13 protein-coding genes are annotated in these 19,055 nt (G+C 68.0%); 6 read left to right on the plus strand and 7 right to left on the minus strand.

Annotated features, from left to right (window positions below; all coding sequences use genetic code 11):
* Nucleotides 1-120: 120 nt before the first annotated feature.
* On the minus strand, nt 121-342 hold the full coding sequence (locus MEBOL_RS41585) for a hypothetical protein (RefSeq protein WP_157823846.1): 222 nt from the start codon (nt 340-342) through the stop codon (nt 121-123).
* Nucleotides 343-418: 76 nt separating this feature from the next.
* Here MEBOL_RS41585 and MEBOL_RS35120 point away from each other — a divergent pair, with 76 nt between their 5' ends.
* Together MEBOL_RS35120 and MEBOL_RS35125 are read left to right on the plus strand one after the other, a co-directional pair.
* Complete coding sequence (locus tag MEBOL_RS35120; RefSeq protein ID WP_095981500.1) at nt 419-1,723, plus strand: DOMON domain-containing protein; 1,305 nt, start codon at nt 419-421, stop codon at nt 1,721-1,723.
* 125 nt (nt 1,724-1,848) lie between these two features.
* Nucleotides 1,849-2,658, plus strand: coding sequence for an endonuclease/exonuclease/phosphatase family protein (locus tag MEBOL_RS35125; RefSeq protein WP_095983197.1), 810 nt, complete (start codon nt 1,849-1,851; stop codon nt 2,656-2,658).
* 117 nt (nt 2,659-2,775) lie between these two features.
* Here the strand turns inward: MEBOL_RS35125 and MEBOL_RS35130 are convergent, their stop codons facing one another.
* The gene (locus tag MEBOL_RS35130; protein ID WP_095981501.1) at nt 2,776-4,380 is read right to left on the minus strand and encodes a PKD domain-containing protein; all 1,605 of its coding nucleotides are present in this window, start codon (nt 4,378-4,380) and stop codon (nt 2,776-2,778) included.
* A 137-nt stretch (nt 4,381-4,517) separates the two neighbouring features.
* Nucleotides 4,518-5,141 (minus strand): glutathione S-transferase family protein, encoded by a 624-nt coding sequence (locus MEBOL_RS35135; RefSeq protein WP_095983198.1) that lies wholly within the window; start codon nt 5,139-5,141, stop codon nt 4,518-4,520.
* A gap of 88 nt (nt 5,142-5,229) precedes the next feature.
* Between MEBOL_RS35135 and MEBOL_RS35140 the strand changes: the two genes are divergently transcribed.
* Complete coding sequence (locus tag MEBOL_RS35140) at nt 5,230-5,610, plus strand: VOC family protein (RefSeq protein WP_095981502.1); 381 nt, start codon at nt 5,230-5,232, stop codon at nt 5,608-5,610.
* A 10-nt stretch (nt 5,611-5,620) separates the two neighbouring features.
* Here MEBOL_RS35140 and MEBOL_RS35145 read toward each other — a convergent pair whose 3' ends face one another.
* Nucleotides 5,621-7,042, minus strand: coding sequence for a golvesin C-terminal-like domain-containing protein (locus MEBOL_RS35145; protein ID WP_095981503.1), 1,422 nt, complete (start codon nt 7,040-7,042; stop codon nt 5,621-5,623).
* 162 nt (nt 7,043-7,204) lie between these two features.
* On the opposite strand from MEBOL_RS35145, the gene MEBOL_RS35150 reads away from it, so the two are divergent.
* Nucleotides 7,205-7,975, plus strand: coding sequence for a TetR/AcrR family transcriptional regulator (locus tag MEBOL_RS35150; protein WP_095981504.1), 771 nt, complete (start codon nt 7,205-7,207; stop codon nt 7,973-7,975).
* A complete protein-coding gene (locus tag MEBOL_RS35155; protein ID WP_095981505.1) occupies nt 7,972-10,731 on the plus strand; it encodes a phosphoenolpyruvate synthase in 2,760 nt (919 codons plus the stop codon). Before MEBOL_RS35150 ends, MEBOL_RS35155 begins: the two co-directional genes overlap by 4 nt.
* A gap of 1 nt (nt 10,732) precedes the next feature.
* Here the strand turns inward: MEBOL_RS35155 and MEBOL_RS35160 are convergent, their stop codons facing one another.
* Both MEBOL_RS35160 and MEBOL_RS35165 read right to left on the minus strand, forming a co-directional pair.
* Nucleotides 10,733-11,872, minus strand: a complete 1,140-nt coding sequence (locus MEBOL_RS35160) for an acyl-CoA dehydrogenase family protein (RefSeq protein WP_095981506.1) — start codon at nt 11,870-11,872, stop codon at nt 10,733-10,735.
* A gap of 52 nt (nt 11,873-11,924) precedes the next feature.
* Nucleotides 11,925-17,201 (minus strand): trifunctional serine/threonine-protein kinase/ATP-binding protein/sensor histidine kinase, encoded by a 5,277-nt coding sequence (locus MEBOL_RS35165; protein WP_095981507.1) that lies wholly within the window; start codon nt 17,199-17,201, stop codon nt 11,925-11,927.
* Nucleotides 17,202-17,355: 154 nt separating this feature from the next.
* On the opposite strand from MEBOL_RS35165, the gene MEBOL_RS35170 reads away from it, so the two are divergent.
* Nucleotides 17,356-17,589, plus strand: coding sequence for a hypothetical protein (locus tag MEBOL_RS35170; RefSeq protein ID WP_157823847.1), 234 nt, complete (start codon nt 17,356-17,358; stop codon nt 17,587-17,589).
* Between the two features lie 25 nt (nt 17,590-17,614).
* Here the strand turns inward: MEBOL_RS35170 and MEBOL_RS35175 are convergent, their stop codons facing one another.
* Nucleotides 17,615-19,039: an amidohydrolase family protein gene (locus MEBOL_RS35175; RefSeq protein ID WP_245919138.1), complete on the minus strand. Its 1,425-nt coding sequence runs from the start codon at nt 19,037-19,039 to the stop codon at nt 17,615-17,617.
* Nucleotides 19,040-19,055 lie beyond the last annotated feature (16 nt).

Below are 19,055 nucleotides of genomic sequence, written 5' to 3' on the forward strand. Positions count from 1 at the left end.
TTCTCCACGAAGCCGGTGCGAGGAGTGTCTCGGCGCTCGGTTCGGTGGAAACCCTCTCTAGATGATTTTTAAATGAATTTCCAGGAAATCAAGGAACGGAAAAAGCTTGGGCTCCACGGCTCAGGACGGCGATGTCCCCTCGGCCTCCACCGAGACCTGCTCCCACTCGCCCCAGGTCTTCAGACGCTGGGTATAGAGGTGCTGCACCAGTTTCGTCGGCATCTGGCCGAAGAGCACGCGCAGGGGGGGCTTCTCCGCGTCGACCACCTTCAGCAACGCGCGCGCATAGCGCCCGCCCCCGGTTTCGGCGGGCGTGGTGCATCCGCCAGGCGATGCGGCCATCCTGCGTCTGTAAACTGCTTCACGCCCTCGGTGAGTCGGCTGACACCTCCGCCGTTGAACTCGATTTCATCCCGCCATGCCTCTCGTCCTGCCGTCGTTGCTGTGGATCTTCCTGGGCGCCGCACCCACGTCCCCTGAATCGCTGTGTGCCGGGCGCGCGCCCTGCCGGGTTGTCGAGACACTCGATGCGGGGCCGGACGTTCGGGGCCAGCCGCTGCGCGTGGTGCGCCTGGACCTCGGATGGTTCTCCTTCGATGACGCCCCCGAGGACTCGGGCCGCAAGCTCGGCACGGGCCGCAAGGCCCAGGGCCGCCTCGCGGAGGACGACTGCGCCGCCGCTGAGTGGTGGGCGGTGTCGTCGGAGGCCTCCCAGCTCCTGCTCGCGGTGTGCAACGACGGCTACGGGAGCGCGCAGCGGGGCGAGGATGTGGTGAAGGTGAAGAAGGGCCTGGTTTCCCATTCGCGGCTGGGAGGTGGGAGCCAGCTCTGGCGCCACACCCGCGTGTTGCGGCTGTCTCCCTGGGAGTGGGTGCGCGAGGGGCACATGAACTTCATCACGGGAGGGGACGAGGTCGAGGACAGCTCCGTGTGGGACTTCACCACGCTCCAGGGAAGCAGGTCGCTCGGGCCCTCCACGTGCAGCGATGGCCCCTTCGCGCCCAGCAAGCGCACGCTGCCCTATCTGCCTCGCGTGGAGATGGACGCGGCCTATCTGGAGGAAGGCTGGAAGCGGGTGGAACTGGGCGCCTGCGCGCTACCGGCGAAGCACCTGGTGCTCGGCAAGCTCCGGAATGCACGCGACGCCTCGCTCAAGGCCCTGCTGGTGGCGCCGGACATCCTGATTCTCGAGGTGCGCGACGACCTGTGGGTGGGCGAGGGCGGGAACAACTGGCGCCAGGAGGATCATGTGCAGCTGTGGCTGGGTCCGAAGTCCCCGGAGTCCCTGACGGGGTGTGGCAAGCCCGAGGCCGACGAGCGACTGGTGCAGTGGGGCATTGGCGTCACCACCGGCCTGGTGTTCCCCGCGTATGGCAAGCCCACGGGAACGCCGGAGGTGGAGCGCGTGGAGCTGCGCGGGGCGGCCCAGGAACTCAAGGGCTACCGGCTCAAGGTGAAGCTGCCGCCCGGGAGCTTCGCGGGCATGAGCATCGCCTACAGCGACGCGGACGCGGGCCATGAGCAGGAGCGGCTGCTGGCCACCAGTCCGTTGAAGTTCTCGCGGCCGGAGACGCTCAACATCGTGCGCGAGGTGCCCACCCGGGAAGGGACCTGCGAGGTGCGGGGAAACGCGCTGGAAGTGGTCCCCACGCCCGTGCGGCTCCGGGGGCCGGATATCGCCGTGTTCCCCTCGGGGTCCGAGCGCGCCCGTAGCTCTCACTAGCGTACCGGGTGCGTCGTCCACTCCTATAAGGGTGTTTTCCTGTTAATCCTTGACTTGCCTGGAGATGAGGGACAGTCTGGGCGTGCACGATGCTGACGAGCAATACGCCGAGAGGAGCGATGAGCATGACCCACAGTCCCGCGCCGCTGATCAAACGATTCGTCCCCCTGATGGGGGCGGCACTCGCCGTGATGGTGACATCCGGTGCGGCGCTCGCCAGCGTTCAACCGGCGCCCGCGCCGAAAGTCGCGGCCATGGCCAACGAGCAGTTGCGCGTGGTGACGGCCAACCTCGCGTTCCGTGGCCCCGATGCGGTTCGCAACGACTGGAACACGATCGGGCCCGAGGCCGACATCGTGTTCGTTCAGGAGGCCAAGAACGTCCGGCTGCGCGACATCCTGGGTGACGGCTGGGCTGTTCGCCAGGACACGTCGTCAGAGGACCGGCAGGGCAGTGCCGTGGTGATCCGCAAGTCGGCGGTCAAGAGCATCGGTGAACTGCAATTGGTGAAGGGAGTCGATGCCAACGACTGCGACTCTCCGCAGGGAGGCATCATGACCCGGTGGATTGCCCAGGTGGATGTTCAGTTGAACAACAACCGATGGATCCGCACCGCGTCGTTGCACCTGCCTCCGGCGCGTTGTCAGACCGGACTCGGCAGTCCCTATGCCGTCATGGCGGACAATGTCGTGGCTTTCGCGAAGCGCAGCGGGCGCATACTCGTCCTTGGCGCGGACTGGAACAAGGTGGTCGACGACGATCCGAATGACATCGGTGCTCGCACCGGGCTGAAGCCGCGTGGACCCGATACGGGCACGCGTATCGACGGCTTCTACGTGTCGCCCGAGATCAGCACCAACGACCTGCGCCACCTGCCTCAGACCGGCAGTGATCACCGGCCGGTGCGAATGACGATCGCGGTGCCCGCGCCGTAGTCACTCGCGGATGAAAGGCTCCAGGTTTCCTCCACGCCGTTCGTGATGCCCCGCTCGCGCACCCGTCGCGCGAAGCGGTGCATCAGCGGCACGACACGTGCGACGCAATCGGCGGGGTCAGCGCACCTCGAATTCGTAGATGCGCGTCGCGGGGTCGCCGTTCTGGGACGGGGTGGTCACGTTGAGCTTGATGTAGCGCGCCGAGGTGGCGCTGATCGAGTGGGTCGAGGTGTTGGCGGTGTTGTTGGTCACCGTCACCGGGGTGCTCCAAGTGCTGCCGTTGCTGGAGGTCTGGATGGTGAAGGCCCGGGTGTTCCAGGTGCTCGATTCGCCGCCCGCGCCGGCGTGCTTGACCACGAAGCTGCTGACGGTCTGTGCCGAGCCGAGATCGACCTGCAACCAGGACGGAGAGGTCAACGAGCAGAACTTGTCGGTGGTGCCGCCGGAGACGCTGCCGTTGACCGCCTTGGCCGGCGTTTCGCTGCTGTTGCAGGCGGTTGAGCTGGTCACCGGTTTGTTGAGCGCCAGGTTGGCGTAGCCGGCACCGACCGAGACGGTCTGGGTCTTGGTGTGGCTGGCGCCGCCGTTGTCGGTCACGGTCAGGCTGACGTTGTAGTTGCCGGCACTGGCGTAGACCCGGCTGGGATTCGTCGTGGTCGAGCCGCTGCCGTCGCCGAAATTCCAGCTGCGCGAGGTGATGCTGCCGTCGCTGTCGCTGGAGGAGTCGCTGAAGGTCGCGGTCAATCCGCTCACGGTGACACCGAAATTGGCCACGGGCGGGGTGTTGCCGCTGACCGCGGTGTTGATCGCCGCCGCGTACTGCGCGGTCGTTCCCTGCGACCAGCACTTCTGGATATCGTCATACAGCCACATGAAGCCGCCTCCGATGCCGGCGGTGGCCTTCCAGTTGCTCATCTTGCTCTGCACCGTGGCCGGACTGTCGCCGCTGCCGCAGTTGGTGCCGTGGCGCGACCACAGGCCCGGGTCGACGGTCATGCCCATCGCGGTGTTCCAGCTCGCCGGATTGTTGCCGGCGCCGCCGTCGTACACCTGCAGGTAGATGTTGTCGACCGCGCTGCCGAGGTTGTCCTTGAGGCTCCTCCAGAAGCTCTGATTGGTGTAGGGCGCGAAGGTGATCTTGTAGCCCAGGCCGATCAGCATCTGCCCGAACTGGGTGGTCGGGGCGAGGTTGTAGGCGCTCTCGTCATCGAAGTTGACCGCGGTGGCGCCCGTGACGGTCTTCAGCACTTGGAAATTGCGGTACAGGATGCTGTTGCTGCCGGTGCCGCAGACGAGGGTGCTGCCGCAACCGGCGGCGGTGCCGTTGACCAGCTTGATCATGCGCTCGAAATCGGGAACGCCCCAGGCGCCGATCGATACTTCGATGCGATTGACCGAGGTCGGCGCGGTCTTGAGCGTGGCCAGCCGCGCTGGCCAGGCCGGGTCGCCAATGTAGGCGCCGTTCTTGACCACCGGGATGTCGTTGTAGACGAGGTCACCGTTGTCCTCGATGTGGAAGCTCCACAGCATCACGGTGGTGAAGCCCGAGTTGCGCAGGTCGTCCATCACCGCGGTGCCACCGGAATAGAACGGGCCGCCGCCGTAGACCATCGAATCGGCATGGGCCGTCGGCGCGATCGCGGCCAGGGCGAGGGCGGCGAGCGTCGGCCAGGCTCGGCGGGCGGAACTGAGGCGGGATGAGAGTTGCTTCGACTTTGGCATGGTGTGCTCCCCTGCAATGCGCGTCGTGGACGCGCTCCCTGTCGCCGACCTCGGCGACGGGCCAACATTGCGAGTGCCGAAATCGGAGTGTCAACATGTTAGTCGATTTAAACTTGGAAGTAATGTTTTACTGGGTGTTAGCCGGATTTGAGTATAGTGGAATCGGTGATGCGCAGGTGGCGGGGCTGGGCTCGCACCCGCTCGAACCAGGCGCGGATGGCCGGGTAGCGTCCCAGGTCGAACCGGCCTTCCTCCGCCACATGCGTGTACGCGTACAACGCGATGTCCGCGAGGCTGTAGTGCTCGCCCGCGAAGAAGGGCCGCTTCGTCAATTCCCCCTCCATGACATCGAGGGCGACGTATCCCTTCTGGATGCGCTCTTCCAACTCCCGCTCCTTGCCGGGCGGAATGCCGAAGAAGGTGAGCCACGCTCTCGCCACCGCCACATACGGCTCGTGGCTGTATTGCTCGAAGAACATCCACTGGAGCATCCGCGCCCGCTCCAGCTTGTCGCTGGGAATGAACGGCGTGCCCTCGGCGAAGTACCAGAGGATGGCGTTGGACTCGGCGAGGAACACTCCCGGTTCCAGCTCCACCGTGGGGGTCTTGGCGATGGGGTTTTTCGCCTTGAACTCCGCGGTGCGTGCTTCTCCCGCGGTCAGGTCCACCTCCTGCGTCTCGAAGGGAATCGAGAGTTGGTGCAGCAGCAGACGGACCTTGTAGCAATTGCCAGAGGGGTGGAACTGATAGAGTTTGATCATGGGCGCGGGCATCTTACTCGTTCCGGTGATGCCTGCTTACACGCCCTGCTCCAGTACATGTTCGAATGGAGAACGAGGCCCACCTCCCATGACCGTTCATTTCAACCACACGATCGTCGCCGCGAAGGACAAGGTGCACTCCGCGCGATTCCTCGCCGAATTGCTCGGGCTCCCCGAGCCGCAACCCGCCGGGCACTTTCAGGTCGTCAAGTTGGGGAACGGGGTGTCGCTCGACTACGCCGAGCCCGGTGTCGACTTCCCCGGCCAGCACTATGCGTTCCTCGTATCGGAGGACGTGTTCGACTCACTGATCGCCAAGATCCGTGAGCGTGGGATCCAGCACTGGGCCGACCCACGCGGCCAGCATCCCGGAGAGATCAACACCCACGACGGGGGCCGTGGGGTCTACTTCCAGGATCCGTCTGGCCACTACATGGAGGCCATCACCGTCCCCTACGGAGGTTGGTGACGGCTCCCCCTCACCGCACCTGGATGGCGTCGGCGATGACGTAGGAGCCCGCCGTCGTCCAGCGGCTCAGCTGCACTTTGTTCCAGCCGGCCGTGAAGTTCCAGGTGCCGAGTGTGTTCCACCGGCCGCCGTTGAGCTGCTGGTTCACCTTCACGTTGGCCAATTGGGTGCCCCCCGCGTTCCAGATGATGAAGGGAGCGGTCGTCGAGCGATCACTCGCCGAGGTCCACCAGGCGTCGATCGTCTTGGTGGCCGCCGCCGGCAGATAGAACCAGAACGTCACCGGCTCCGAGATGGCCTCGGTGGGGGCGGCCAGGTAGTTCGCGCCGTAGTAGCCCGCGACGTTCGTGGACTGCGCCCATTTGCTGCCCGTGATCTGGATGTAGCCCTTGGTGCTGTCGTTGTTGGCGTTGTTGTTGTCGATGACCAGACCCGTGGGCGTTCCTCCACCCGACGTCCACAGGTACGTCACGTCCACCCAGTCATTGTTGCTCATGCCCAGGTCCGTCCAGAACGCGCCATCGGCGATGTCGATGCCCGCGGGGTTGGCCGGACGGCGCCCGAATTGATCCAACCCGCCGTTGAATCCCTCCTGGTACGCCGCCTGGGACTCGGGCTTGCCTTGCGGCAGGGTCTTCCACATCTCGCGGACACTCGAGGGATTCCAGTAGTCATCCTTCGTGTTCCAGGGCCCCACGTCCCAGACCGACGTGGTCGTGCACTTGCCCGTCTTCGCGTAGCACACCCGCACCTGGTACTCGGAGCCGCCGTTGGACGCGAGGGCCCGGCGCGACGGCAGCGCCACGAAGCGATCGTTCGACTTGATGACATGGCCGTTGGCGGTCGTGCCGCCCACCAGTCCCTCCCGCGTGGCGTAGATGCGGTAGGTCAGCGCCGCCAGGGGCCGGGGTTCCTCCTCGGCGGAACTCCCCTCCATCGTTGCCTCCACCCGCACCGCTTGGACCCGCGGCCCGCGGCCGTGCTCGTCCGCCAGGAGCGCGAGCCTCACCTGGAGCTCCGTGCCAGCCCGGGGCAGGCGGACGGCTTCTCCCGCGCTGGACGTGCGCCACTCGGTCCAGGCTCCGTTGTCCGAACGAACCCGGACATCCACCTCGACCCCCATTCCGAGGGCCATCTGGGCCTCGATCCGCGGCCGGATCGTGTCCACGGCGCGCTCCAGCGTCCGGGCGGGGAAGGTGTAGAGGCCCGTGAGGCGGCTCTGTCCCTCGGCTCTGCGCATGACGGCGTAGGGCTCGTACAGCAACCCCTCCCGGGTGTTCACGAGCTCGCCCGTGCCTTCTCCCGTGGAGAGGTCCTCCGCCCAACCCAGGGCGCTGGCTTCATCCGGAGAGGGCCCCGCGAACGCAATGCCCTCCGTGAGTGCGACTCCCAGCATCATCATCATGACGGCGGACCGCGACTTCGAGCGCATGAGGCAATTCCTTGGAAATAGGGATTTGCCACTTTAGGCGCTCTCTCAAGAAGTGAGAAGCGGAGAATAGGTGGAGGTGAGACGCGGCGAGGGTCGCTTCTGTCACATCGTCTTGACTGGAACGAGACGAGAGAGTTATCCATCTCTCGTCTCGTCTCGACCATGTCGCTTCCAGAGAACATCGCCCACGCCGCGGCTCGCCTGCTCGCCCTTCATGGGCCAGACGGGTTCACCATGGATGACCTGGCCCGGGAGGCCGGGCTGTCACGCGCCACGCTGTACCGCCAGGCCGGGAGCCGGGACACGGTGCTCGCCGCGCTCTCCGAGCAGGGCGTGGATGTCGGCAGGCGGTCCGATGTGCGCGAGCGCATCCTGGCGGCGTGCCGTCCGGTGTTCACCCGTGCTGGCTTCGACGCGGCCACGCTCGAGGAGGTCGCCAGCGAGGCGGGGGTGGGTCCGGCCACGGTCTACCGCCAGTTCGGCGACAAGGACGGGCTCATCCGGGCGTTCGCGGAGCACATCGGTCCGCGGCGCGCGATTCACGAAGTGGTCCTCACGCCCTCGGGCGATGTGCGAGCCGACCTGGAGCGGGTCGCCACGGCGGCGATCCGCCGCGTGGTCGAGGATGTGGACCTGCTCCGGTTGGGCCTCCTGGAGCGGCTCCGCGGAGGGACCTGGGCGGAGCACCTGAAGGCCTCTCCGTTCCGGGTCCATCGCTCGCTCACCCAATTGCTGGAGTTCTACGCCGCCAGCGGGACCCTCGAATCGAAGGACCCCCAGCGCATGGCCCGGGTCTTCATCGGGATGCTCTTCAGCTCCTTCGCGGAGCTGATGCTGGAGCGCGGGCCCCCGCCGGATCCGGAAGACACCGCCCGCTTCATCACCCACGTGTTTCTCGAGGGACTCGCATCCGCTGATCGGAGAAAGCCATGAGCGCCATCCCACGCCTCGATCACCCCGCCTCCTCCGTGCCGGAGACGGACCCGTTGATCCTTCCCTTCGAGCGCATCTCCGCGGCGGATCTGCCTCGCGTGGGGGGCAAGGGCGCCAACCTGGGGGAGATGGCGCGTGCCGGACTGCCCGTGCCACCCGGTTTCTGCGTCACCACGGCCGCCTTCGACGCGTTCCTGGCGGGCCATGGGGACACCGGTTCGCTCTTCGCGGCGTTGGAGGCCCTGGATGGACGCGATGTGGAGGCGGCCCGCCAGGTCGCCGAGTCCACCCGCGCGGCACTCGGGCGCGCGCCGCTTCCTCCGGCCGTGGCCGACGCGGTGCTCGCCACCTGGAAGGAGATGGGCCCCGAGGTGTCCTGGGCGGTGCGCTCCAGCGCCACGGCGGAGGATCTGCCGGACGCCAGCTTCGCCGGCCAGCAGGACACCTACCTCAACATCCGCGGGGCCGATGCGCTGCTCGACGCGGTCCGGCGGTGCTGGGTGTCGCTGTTCACCGATCGCGCGGTGCTGTACCGGGCCAACCATGGCTTCGGTCATCGGGGGGTGAAGCTGAGCGTGGTGGTCCAGCGCATGGTGTTGCCCGAGGTGTCGGGCATCCTGTTCACCGCCGACCCCATCACTGGACGGCGGGGGACCGTGTCCATCGATGCCGGTTTCGGACTGGGCGAGGCGCTGGTCAGCGGACTCATCAACGCGGACCTGTACAAGGTGGACAAGGAGACGGGAGCGCTCCTGGACGTCCAGGTGGGGGACAAGGCGTTGGCCATTCGCCCCAGGCCCGAGGGCGGCACCTGGGAGGAGCACCTGCCCGAGTCCATGCGCCGCGCCCGGGCCCTGGACGACGCGGCCGTGCGGGAACTGGTCTCGCTGGGCACGCGGATCGAGAAGCACTACGGCAAGCCACAGGACATCGAGTGGTGCATCGAGGCCGGACGGCTCTACGTGGTCCAGACCCGTCCCATCACGAGTCTGTACCCGCTGCCCGAGCCCGCTCCCGAGGACGAGGGTCTGCACGTCTACGCCAGCTTTGGCCACATCCAGATGATGACGGACCCCATGCCGCCGCTCTCCCTCCAGGTGTGGCGGCTGTTGATTCCCTTCGGCAGGCCGCCTCGGGGGACAGGGGACCTGCCCGTGGAGTCGCGGTCCGCCACCCTCGCGGGCAGCCGGATGTTCCTGGATGTGACCCCCATGCTGCGCCACCCCGTCCTGGGGCGCGTGCTCCGGGGCGTGCTCGGCCACGTCTACGAGGACATGGCGCGGGGCATGGACACGTTGACCCACCGGCCGGCCTTCCAGCGCGGCGCGCGCGGCGGATGGGCGACCACGGTGAACGCCAGCCGATTCCTGATTCCCGTGATGGCCCGCTTCCTGACCCGGCTGTTCATCACGGAGCCCTCCGTGCTGAGGCCTCGGGTGGAGGCTTTCAGCGATTCGCTGCTGGACAGGATGCGTGCCCGGATCGCGGCGGCTCCTCCAGGCGCGGCGCGGTTGCGCGAGGCGCGAGGCGTGTGCTCGGACCTCTTCGGGCACATCCTCGTCCTGCCTCCGAACATCATCGTGGGCGTGATCGCGCACAGGCTGCTCGGCGACTTCTCCCGGAGGGGATGGCTCGGGGGGACGCAGGAAGATCTCTCCGCGCTGGAGCGGGGTCTGCCCGGCAACGTCACCACCGAGATGGATCTGGCCGTGGGCGATCTGGCGGATCGGGTCCGTCCGTATCCAGCGCTGGCGAAGTTGCTGCGCGAGCGTCCCTTCACCGAGGCCCTGGACGCGGCGCGAGACGTGGAGGGTGGACCCGCCTTCATCGAGGCGTGGCGGGCGTTCCTCGAGCGCTATGGCATGCGAGGGCCCGGGGAGATCGATGTCTCCCGGCCGCGTTATGAGGACGAGCCCGCGCCGATCATCGCGGCCATTCTGGGCGGTGTTGGACCCGCCTCCGCGGGCCGAGCCGCGGGCGAGCACCGCGCGCACCACGGGGCCCTGGCCGCCAGGGCGGAGGCCGCGGGAGAACGGCTGGTCGCCGCCTCACGCCGGGGGCTGACCGGAGCGATGCGCGCGCGGGTGGCGCGCCGGTTGGTGCGGCTGGCGCGCATGGGCAGTGGCTTGCGGGAACACCCCAAGTTCCTGCTCGTCCGCATCCTGGAACTCGTGCGCGGCACGGCGCTCGAGGCCGGGGAGCTCCTGGTCCAGCGCGGGGCGCTCGCGGCGGTGGACGATGTCTTCCTGTTCCGTTTCGAGGAGTTGATCGCGGCGCTCGAGGCGACCCCGACGCCCGATTTGCGCCCGCTGGCCGCGACGCGGCGGGACATGCTCCGGCGGGATGCCCGGCGCGCGCCCCCCTTCGTGATGGCGAGCGATGGTGAAATCCCCTCGCTGGCCGTCCGCGCGGATCTTCCCCCGGGGGCCTTGTCCGGGACGGCTGCCTCGGCGGGAGTGGTGGAGGGCCTGGCGCGCGTGGTGCTCGACCCCGCGCGCGAGGTGCTTCACGCCGGTGAAATCCTCGTGGCACCGCATACGGACCCCGGCTGGACGCCCTTGTTCGTCCACGCCTCCGGTCTGGTGACCGAAGTGGGGGGCCTCATGACGCACGGCTCGGTCGTGGCCCGCGAGTATGGCATCCCGGCCGTCGTCAGCGTGGCGGGTGCCACGCAGCGCATCCGCACCGGCCAGCGCATTCGCGTGGACGGCACTCGCGGCTTCGTGGAGTTCCTGGACGGCGAAGCCTCGCCGTGAATCAAAGCGTGGCCGTGTTGGCGTCCACGCCGAGCAGCACGGCGCCAATGAGTTCGCGCAGGGGTTGGCCCACCATGGCGTGCTGCGTGACCGCGTGGATGTCGCGCAGGCAGCGCTGCATGGGGCTCGCGTTGTAGACGGCCGAGTCTCCCGCCAGCTCATACATCCGGTCCACCACGCGCGCGGCGTCGCGAGTGGCGTGGACGTAGGCCAGCCGCAGTTCCGCCCGCTGACGCAAGGTGGCCTCCTGGTGCGTCGTGGACTCGAACGTCGCGTGGACGGTCTCCAGCAGGAGGGCACGCGCGGCGCGCAGGGTGGCCTCGGCCTCGGCCACCGCCTCGCGCACGGCCGGTCGCGTGGCCATTGCCGGGCCCAGCGCCGTGAGTTCGTCGATGGCGCGGCGGGCGATGCCGAGCGCGACGGCCGGAATGCCCACCGCCAGCAGCCCGTAGGCGGGATACCGGTACAGCGGCCGGTCGACGCGCGGGCGCTCGGTGACGAGGGACAGACTTCGCTCGGTGGGCACGAAGACGTCGCGTACCTCCATGTCGACGCTGCCCGTGCCGCGCAGGCCCGAGGCCTGCCAGGTGTCGTGCAGCGTCACGTCCTCGATGGGGAAGTAGAGGACGCGGGTTCCCTGGGGGGTCCCGTCCTGGGTGATCACCACGCCGCCCGTCAGCCAGCGGCAATTCTGGGCACCGCTCGCCCAGGCCCAACGGCCGGTGACGCGGTAGCCTCCCTCGACGAGTTCGGCGCGTCCCAGTGGCGCGGCCACGCCTCCGGTGATGACGTCCGGGACACCGTAGATGGCGCGCGCCACCGGTTCGGGCAGCCAAGCCGCGCACATGGCGGTGAGCGAGCCGATCATCACGCACCAACCCACCGAGCCATCCGCTCGCGAGAGTGTTTCCAGGGTCTCGATGACGAGCGCGGGGTGGAGTTCGAAACCGCCGAAGCGCTCTGGCACCACCAGGTGGAAGAGCCCGGCCCCGGCCAGTTCGTGGGCGAGCGCCGCGGGCAGCCGGCGGGCGGACTCGACCTCCGCGGAGAGGCTGGCCACCCTGGGCGCCAACCGATGGGCGGCGGCGAGCACCGGGTGCTCGGTGGGCATCTTCGTGGCGGCGCGCGAAAGGAGCGTCATGCGCGGATCGTACGGGGACACGCATCGCCTCCGCCACCCGGGTGCCGGGGCCCTAGGGGAGCGGCAGCGCGAGCGTGGCCGTGGCGCCCTTGCCCGGACCTTCGCTTTCCAGGGTGAGGCGGCCGCCCATCAGCTTCGCCGCCAGGGCGCTGGAGTGCAGGCCCAGGCCGTGGCCTCCTTCACGCGTGGTGAAGCCCTGGGAGAAGAGCCGTTCGCGGATCTCCGGCGCGATGCCCATGCCGCTGTCCACCACCTGGATGTGGGCCATGTTGCCCTCCGCCATGAGCCGCACGTGCAGGCGCCGCTCTCCCTCGGGCAGGGTGTGCATGGCGTTCTTGGCGTTGCTGATGAGGTTGACGAGGATCTGCAGGGCCTTGTGCTTGTCCAGCCGCACCGGGGCGAGGGGCGCGAGTTCCTGGGTGACGGTGATGCCGTGACGCGCCAGGGAGGGCAGTTGGATGCTCAGCGCGTCGTCGACGAGCTGGGACAGATCGCAGTCCTCGGTGAGGAGGGTGCTCTGGGTATGGTTCTGCTGGACCTGGACGATGACCCGGATGTGATCGAGGTGCTTGCCCATCGCCTTCATGCTGTCCTGGAGCGTCTTCTTCTCGCGGAGCAGTTCATCGCCGAGCGCGAGGAGATAGGACGGGAGCTGGGCGCCGCGCGGATCGCGGGTGAGGAAGTCCGCCAGGTCTTCCGGGTGCGCCTCGATCAGGGTGGTGACCTGCTTGAGCCGGCTCATGCGCGAGGCATTCACCGTCTCGATCATGGTCTGCAGGTTGACGACGGCACTGGTGAGGACATTGCCCACGTTGTGGAGCACGCTGGCGGCCACTTCGGCCATGCCGGCCGCGCGCGCGGCGCCCACCAGGCGGGCCTGGGCCTGTTTGAGCTCGTGCGTGCGCTCCTCCACGCGCTTCTCCAATTCGTCATTCACGGCGCGCAGCGCGGTTTCCGCCCGTTGGACCTCGGCGTAGAGGCGGGCGTTCTCGATGGAGATGGCGGCCTGGGCGGCGAGCTGTCCCAGCAGCGAGAGGCGCGCGGGGGTGAAGGCGTTGGTGACGAGGCCGTTCTCCAGGTACAGCACGCCGCGGAACTCCTCCTGGCGCAGCAGGGGCAGGCACAGCACGGAGCGGGCGCGGCCGAGTGCGAGCCAGGGGTCGGACGAGAACGGATGGGGCTGGGAGGCATCCCCGATGAGCACATGCTCGCGGGTGCGCCGCGTGTACGTGATGAGGGACCAGGGCAGCCGGGTCTCGTCGGGTTCCACGGCGGAGTCCTCGGGGGAGGGCCCCACGACGGAGACCACCGAGAGCTTGTCGCCCTGGGGCATCAACAGGGCACCGCGCTGGGCTCCGGCGTTCTCGATGGCGGCATGCAGCAGCGTGGCCGCCAGCCGCTCGAGGACGATTTCTCCGGAGATGGCCTGCTGGGCCTTGACGACGGTGAGCGCGTCGATCTGGGTGGATTCCGTATCCGTGACGGTCTCCTCGGACGTCAGCGAGGAGGCCAGGTGCGGCCATTGGGTGTCCAGGTGCTTGACCTTGCCCTTGGCGCCCCAGCGCAACCAGGCTTCCCGGGCCTTCTGGGCGTAGGCGTCCGCGAGGGTCCCCATCTCGCGCTCCCGCCAGAAGCGGGCGGCGAGCTCGCACGACAGGGCCACGTACTGGATGAAGCCATGCTCACGGGCCGACTGGTGGGCTTCCTCGTAGGCACGAAGGGCCTCTCCCTCCCGGTCCAGGACGCGGGCCAGCTCCGCGGCGGCCATCCGCTCGGGCGCGCGGAAGTTGCCGGGCTGGTGATGGGCCCACTCGGCGAGCTGCCGGTGGTGCTCGCGCAGGGTCCGCAGCGCCTCTTCTCGCTGCTCGGGGGTCATGTCCCGGTAACACGCCGCCAGGGACAGGGCGTGGTAGAGGTGGAAGTCCAGGATCTGGACCTGTCCGAACGAGGCCCACGCCAGCTCCGCGGCCCGGGCGCCCGCCTCGAGCGCTTCGCGATGGGCACCCCGCAGATAGCGCGTCTGCATCTTGAGGAGCCAGTACCAGCACCGCATGGTGCTCATCCGGGCCGGCGTCAGTCCGGCCTCGAAGGTCTCCTCGTCGAAATCCTCGCCGGTCAACGTGCCGAACGCGGACAGGCCACGCAACTGCCGCACGTAGCGCTGGATGTGGAGCACGATGTACTGCACGTCTGGGAAGCTCGCCTTGCGCATGAAGGCCAGACGGGTGACCGACTCCTGGTCCACCTCCTCCAGATCGTGTCCCAGCATGAGCCGGAGCGAGACGATGTGGTTGCAGCAATAGCTGGCGATCTGGAGATCACTCGCCTGGAGCGCGTGATGGAAGCCCTGGCGCACCAACTCCAGCGAGTCGGCGAGCGGCTGGGTCCAGTTGTTGAGGACCTCGCGGATGTAGAGGACCTTGCCTCGGAAGTTGGAGATGTCGTGGCGCTCGACGATGGCCCAGGCGAGCTCACCGAAGGCATAGGCCTCCTGGTAGCGCTTGAAGGTGGGGCCCAGCACCACGCCATACCAGGCATAGCCCTGCGCGGCCGAGCCGTTGTTCCCATGGCGGATGCTCAGGGAGACCATCCGGCACAGGTTGAGGATGAGCAGGCGCGTGTCGGTGAAATACGCCGGGGCGAACAGGGCGCCGAGCACGTTCATCACCGCTTCCATGTCCGGGTCCGTCATGAGCGGCAGCTCCACGAGGCTCTTGATGGAGCGCTCTCCCAGCAGCTCCCAGACCTCCGCGTTGGCCGCCTCCACCTCCTCCCAGGATGGGCTCTGGGACATGGGCACGCCCATCTGCGTCAGGCACTCCACGAGGCAGGCGATGGCCGCCGGGACCTGGCTGGCGGCCACGTGGATGCTGCTCTTCAAGCGATAGACGGCCGCCGTGTCCGGGCGGCCCCGGGCCCGGGGCAGGAGCTCCTCCACCAGGCGGCGCGCCTCGGCGGCATGGCCGCTCATGAACTCGCAGGTGGCCCGGTCGAGTTGGATCCGGAAGGTCAGCGCGGGCTCGCGCTCCCAGGGGTTTTCTGGCAGGAACTGGAGGGCCGTGGAGAGATAGGAGATGGCCGAGCCGAACGCGGTGGAGGCCTTGGCCTTGCGGCCGGCGTCGGCGTTCAGGTGCGCCACCCGCACCCGTTCCTCGGCGTCTTGGATCAACTCCGCCCCGGCGTTGAATTGGCTCGCGATGTCGAAGAGCCGCTCACGCACCCCGTCCGGCGGCAGGATGTCGAGCAGCAGTCGTCCGATGTCCAGGTGGACGGCCTTGCGTTCCTGTTCGGGGATGAGGGCGTGGGCCGCCTGCTGGATGCGGTCGTGAAGGAAGCGGTAGCGCGCCTCGGACCCGATCCGCGTCAGCAGGCCTTCCTGGAGCGCGGGCTCGAGGTCCCTCGCCATCTCGGAGAGATCCCGCGAGGAGAGCAGCCCGAGCATCTGGGTCGAGAAGACGTTGCCCACGCAGGCGGCGAGCTGCAACAGGCGCTGCGTGTCCGGAGGGAGCTGGCGCAGCTTGCCCGCCATGAAGTCGACGACGTTATCGGAGTAGCCCCGCGCGCGGATGGCGTCGGCGTCCCAGCGCCAGTGGCCCTCGGGCGTGCGGGCCAGGAGCCCGTCCTGGTGGAGCGTCAGCATGAACTGCAAGAGGAAGAAGGGGTTGCCCCCGGTCTTCTCGCGAACCAACGCCGCGAGGGGCGCGATGACCTCGCTTCCCGCGCCGGGCATCGCGTCCGAGACGAGCTGGCGCACCTCCTCGAGGCTCAACGGCTCGAGCCGAAGCTCGGTCATCCGTGCCCCCGTCCTTCCCAGTCCCTCCAACGCCTGGGTCAGCGGGTGGGAGGGGCCCACCTCGTTGTCGCGGTAGGCCCCGATGAGCAGGACCGGTGGCGTCTCGGGGTGGGTGAGCAGGTGGTGGATGAGTTGGAGGCTGGAGAGATCCGCCCACTGGAGGTCATCCAGGAAGATGACGAGCGGGTGCTCCGCGGTGGCGAAGACGCCGAGGAACTTGCGGAAGACGCGGTTGAAGCGGTGATGCGCCTCGGAAGGGGGCAGCTCCGGGACCGGGGGTTGTGCGCCGACGACGAGTTCGAGCTGGGGCACCACGTTCACGAGGACCTGGCCCTGTCCCTCCCATGCCTCGCGCAGGTGCTGGCTCCAGCGGGCCAGCTCCTCGTCGGTGCCCGCGAGCAATTGCTGGGTCAGGCCCCGGATGGCCTGGGCCAGGGTGGCGTAGGGGATGTCCCGTTGGAACTGGTCGAACTTGCCGTTGAGGAAGAAGCCCCGCTGGCTCACGACGGGCTTGTGCAACTCGTGGACCACCGCGGATTTGCCGATGCCGGAGTAGCCACGGACGAGGAACAGCTCGGGCCGTCCGCTCTGGGCCACGCGCTCGAATCCCTGGCGCAGCGCGGTGGCCTCGACGCTTCGTCCGTAGAGACGCTGGGGGAGCTGGAAGCGGGGGGGGGAGTCCTGCTCCCCGAGGGGGAAGTCCTCGTGCACGCCCCGGAGCAGGTTGTCCCGGCACCGCTCGAGGTCGGCCTTGAGCCCCTGGGCGCTCTGGTAGCGCTCCTCGGCCACCTTGGCCAGCAGCTTGAGGACGATGGCACACAGGACGGGAGGCAGCTCCGGCACGAGCTCCCGGGGCGACTGGGGCACCTGCGCCATGTGGGCATGGAACCACTCGAGCGCGTCCCGCCCATGGAAGGGACGGCTGCCCGTCAGGAGTTCATACAGGGTGACGCCCAGTGAGTAGAAATCCGTGCGGTAGTCCACCGAGCGATTCATCCGGCCGGTCTGTTCAGGGGACAGATAGGCCAGGGTGCCTTCGATGAGCGCGGTGGGGGCGGCCTCCACATGCTCGACGCGCTGGAGGGTGGCGCTGCCGAAGTCGATGAGTCGCGTGTCGCCGGATGGGGTGACGATGATGTTGGAGGGCTTGATGTCCTTGTGGATGACGCCTCGGCCATGAAGCTCGGCCAGGGTCGTGGCCAGGGACAGGGCCAGCTCCAGGACGCGGGTGACCTCGAAGGGTTGGCCGACGAGCTCGGACAGGGGCTGGCCTTCCATCTCCTCCAACAGGAGCACCGGGCGATCGGGGAGCAGCTCACACGCATGCACCCGGGTGACGCCGTGCATGTCCTGGATTCGCTGGAGGATGCCGAACTCCCGGCGGTAACGCTCGAGGGCTTGGGCGCCCAGGGAGGAAGCGACGGGCGTCTTGAGGATGAGGGGGGTCCCGTGGACGTCGCTCACCGCATGGAAGAGCAGGTTGGTGCCGGTGGCTCTGATGGCCTCCCGGAGGGTGTAGCCAGGGATGTTCAACATGCCGTGATGAAACAACGCGACCCCATGAAGAAGAGAAGAGCGGGAGTAGTCGGGCGTTGGTGACCCCGCCGGGGAATGATCAGGCTTGGGCCGGGGGAGGGGCTGTTCGCCCGCTCGCCTTGTACGTGCCGCGAGACGTGCCCAGCTTTCAACAATGATGACACGCTCACAGTCGGCCCCTGCCTGGATGCTGTTGCTGCTCGCTCCGATGATGGCCCTCGCGCAGGGCATGCCCATCTCGGATGAAGCGCTGAACCAGCAAGTCACCCACAGTCCCTTGTTCTGGTCCTGGGTGGTGATGCTGGCGGTGGCCATCGTGGCCTTCGCGATCTACACCCTGTATCTCTCGAAGCACCGGCAGCCACCGGACCGTCCCGTCGCGCCCTGAGCGCCCATCGTGAGCGGCGAGGCCATCAAGGCTTGAAGGACTCGATGGACCCCGAGACCTGCTTGCCACGACGCCAGACCGCATGCAGCTTCCGCGTCGCCGAGATGTCGGCGCTTGGATCGGCGTCCAACACCACGAGATCGGCCCGCTTGCCGGGCGCCAGGACGCCTCGATCCTCCAGCTTGAGCAGGGCGGCGGCATCCCGGGTGGCCAGGGTGAGCGCCTGGAGCGGCGTCAGTCCCGCGGCGGTCAGCAGTTGCAGCTCCCGGTGTTCCGCGAAGCCGGGGATGCGCGAGGGCGTGGCGCCTGAATCGGTGCCGAAGCCGATGCGCACGCCCACGTCATACAGGGTCTTGAGGTTGTTCTGGTTCATCTCCAGGGCCTTCCGCGCGCGCTCCACCTTCGGCTCGGCGAGTGTCTTGCTCACCCAGGCCTCGTCGGCGAACTGGGCCTTGAGCGCCGGTTGCAGGGCGTTCTGGAAGAACGGCTCGCTCATCCACTCGGGAGCGTCGGCGTAGATGAAGGTGGCCTCGTCCAGGTCGAGGGTGGGGATGTACCAGACCGAGCGCTCCTTCATCATCTGGATGAACTCGGCGTCGACGGGCTGATCGCGCACGCCGTGGGCCACGATGTCGACGCCCGCGCGCACCACCGCCTTGGCGTCCTCGAGGTCGTGGATGTGGGCGGCCACGCGCACGCCCTGCTTGTGCGCCTCGTCGATCACCGCCTCGTAGATCTCCGGCTTCATCTTGACGGGCAGGGAGCCCTCGAAATCATCCAGCCACAGCTTCATCAGGTCCGCTTTGTGCGAGGCCATGTCGCGCACGGCCTTGCGGGCCTGCTCCGCGGTCTCGGGGCGGAACAGCTGGTCGGGGCCGGCCGGCATGCCCTCCGTGGGAGGCGCGCCCTTGGGCACGCCAATGCCCTGGTCGGCGCCGAACAGATCGGCCCCGGTCGCGCGCTCACCATGCTGTTGCTCGCGCAATGGCTGGAGCAGCGGGCCATTCATGCCGAGCGACGTCACCGTGGTCACCCCATAGGCCTCGTATTGGCGAAGCTGACGCTGGATGTTGGCGCGGTTGTAATTGCCGGGTTCGACCTTGATGCCATTGACCCGTCCCACATGGGAGTGATTGGAAATCAGCCCTGGGATGAGCGTCTTGCCTGGGTAGTCGACGATCCGGGCCTTCTCCGGCACGGGCGTGGTGGCCGCCGGGCCCGCCGCGACGATCAATCCCTCTCGGATGACGACGACCGCGTCGTCGATGGGCTCACCGCCCGCGCCGTCGATCAGCTTCGCGCCGCGCAGGACGACGGTGGAGTCCTCGGGAGGGGACTTGGGCTTGGGCTTGGCGTCGGCGGGGGGCGCCAGGAGGGGAAGGGTCAGGAGGACGGCGAACAGGTGGCTTTTCAGGATGGGCTCCCGTGGGAAAAAGGAGCGACGGATCATCCCACGGGTGCCGCAC

Source organism: Melittangium boletus DSM 14713 (genome assembly GCF_002305855.1).
GTDB classification, from domain to species: Bacteria; Myxococcota; Myxococcia; order Myxococcales; family Myxococcaceae; genus Cystobacter; species Cystobacter boletus.

Bases quoted from the DNA above. Each gene is read 5' to 3' on its own strand.
- MEBOL_RS35165 (WP_095981507.1), bottom strand. From the start codon at position 17,201: ATGTTGAACATCCCTGGCTACACCCTCCGGGAGGCCATCAGAGCCACC.
- MEBOL_RS35145 (WP_095981503.1), bottom strand. From the start codon at position 7,042: ATGCGCTCGAAGTCGCGGTCCGCCGTCATGATGATGATGCTGGGAGTC.
- MEBOL_RS35130 (WP_095981501.1), bottom strand. From the start codon at position 4,380: ATGCCAAAGTCGAAGCAACTCTCATCCCGCCTCAGTTCCGCCCGCCGA.
- MEBOL_RS35160 (WP_095981506.1), bottom strand. From the start codon at position 11,872: ATGACGCTCCTTTCGCGCGCCGCCACGAAGATGCCCACCGAGCACCCG.
- MEBOL_RS35125 (WP_095983197.1), top strand. From the start codon at position 1,849: ATGACCCACAGTCCCGCGCCGCTGATCAAACGATTCGTCCCCCTGATG.
- MEBOL_RS35135 (WP_095983198.1), bottom strand. From the start codon at position 5,141: ATGATCAAACTCTATCAGTTCCACCCCTCTGGCAATTGCTACAAGGTC.
- MEBOL_RS35140 (WP_095981502.1), top strand. From the start codon at position 5,230: ATGACCGTTCATTTCAACCACACGATCGTCGCCGCGAAGGACAAGGTG.
- MEBOL_RS41585 (WP_157823846.1), bottom strand. From the start codon at position 342: ATGGCCGCATCGCCTGGCGGATGCACCACGCCCGCCGAAACCGGGGGC.
- MEBOL_RS35120 (WP_095981500.1), top strand. From the start codon at position 419: ATGCCTCTCGTCCTGCCGTCGTTGCTGTGGATCTTCCTGGGCGCCGCA.
- MEBOL_RS35170 (WP_157823847.1), top strand. From the start codon at position 17,356: ATGATGACACGCTCACAGTCGGCCCCTGCCTGGATGCTGTTGCTGCTC.
- MEBOL_RS35150 (WP_095981504.1), top strand. From the start codon at position 7,205: ATGTCGCTTCCAGAGAACATCGCCCACGCCGCGGCTCGCCTGCTCGCC.
- MEBOL_RS35155 (WP_095981505.1), top strand. From the start codon at position 7,972: ATGAGCGCCATCCCACGCCTCGATCACCCCGCCTCCTCCGTGCCGGAG.
- MEBOL_RS35175 (WP_245919138.1), bottom strand. From the start codon at position 19,039: ATGATCCGTCGCTCCTTTTTCCCACGGGAGCCCATCCTGAAAAGCCAC.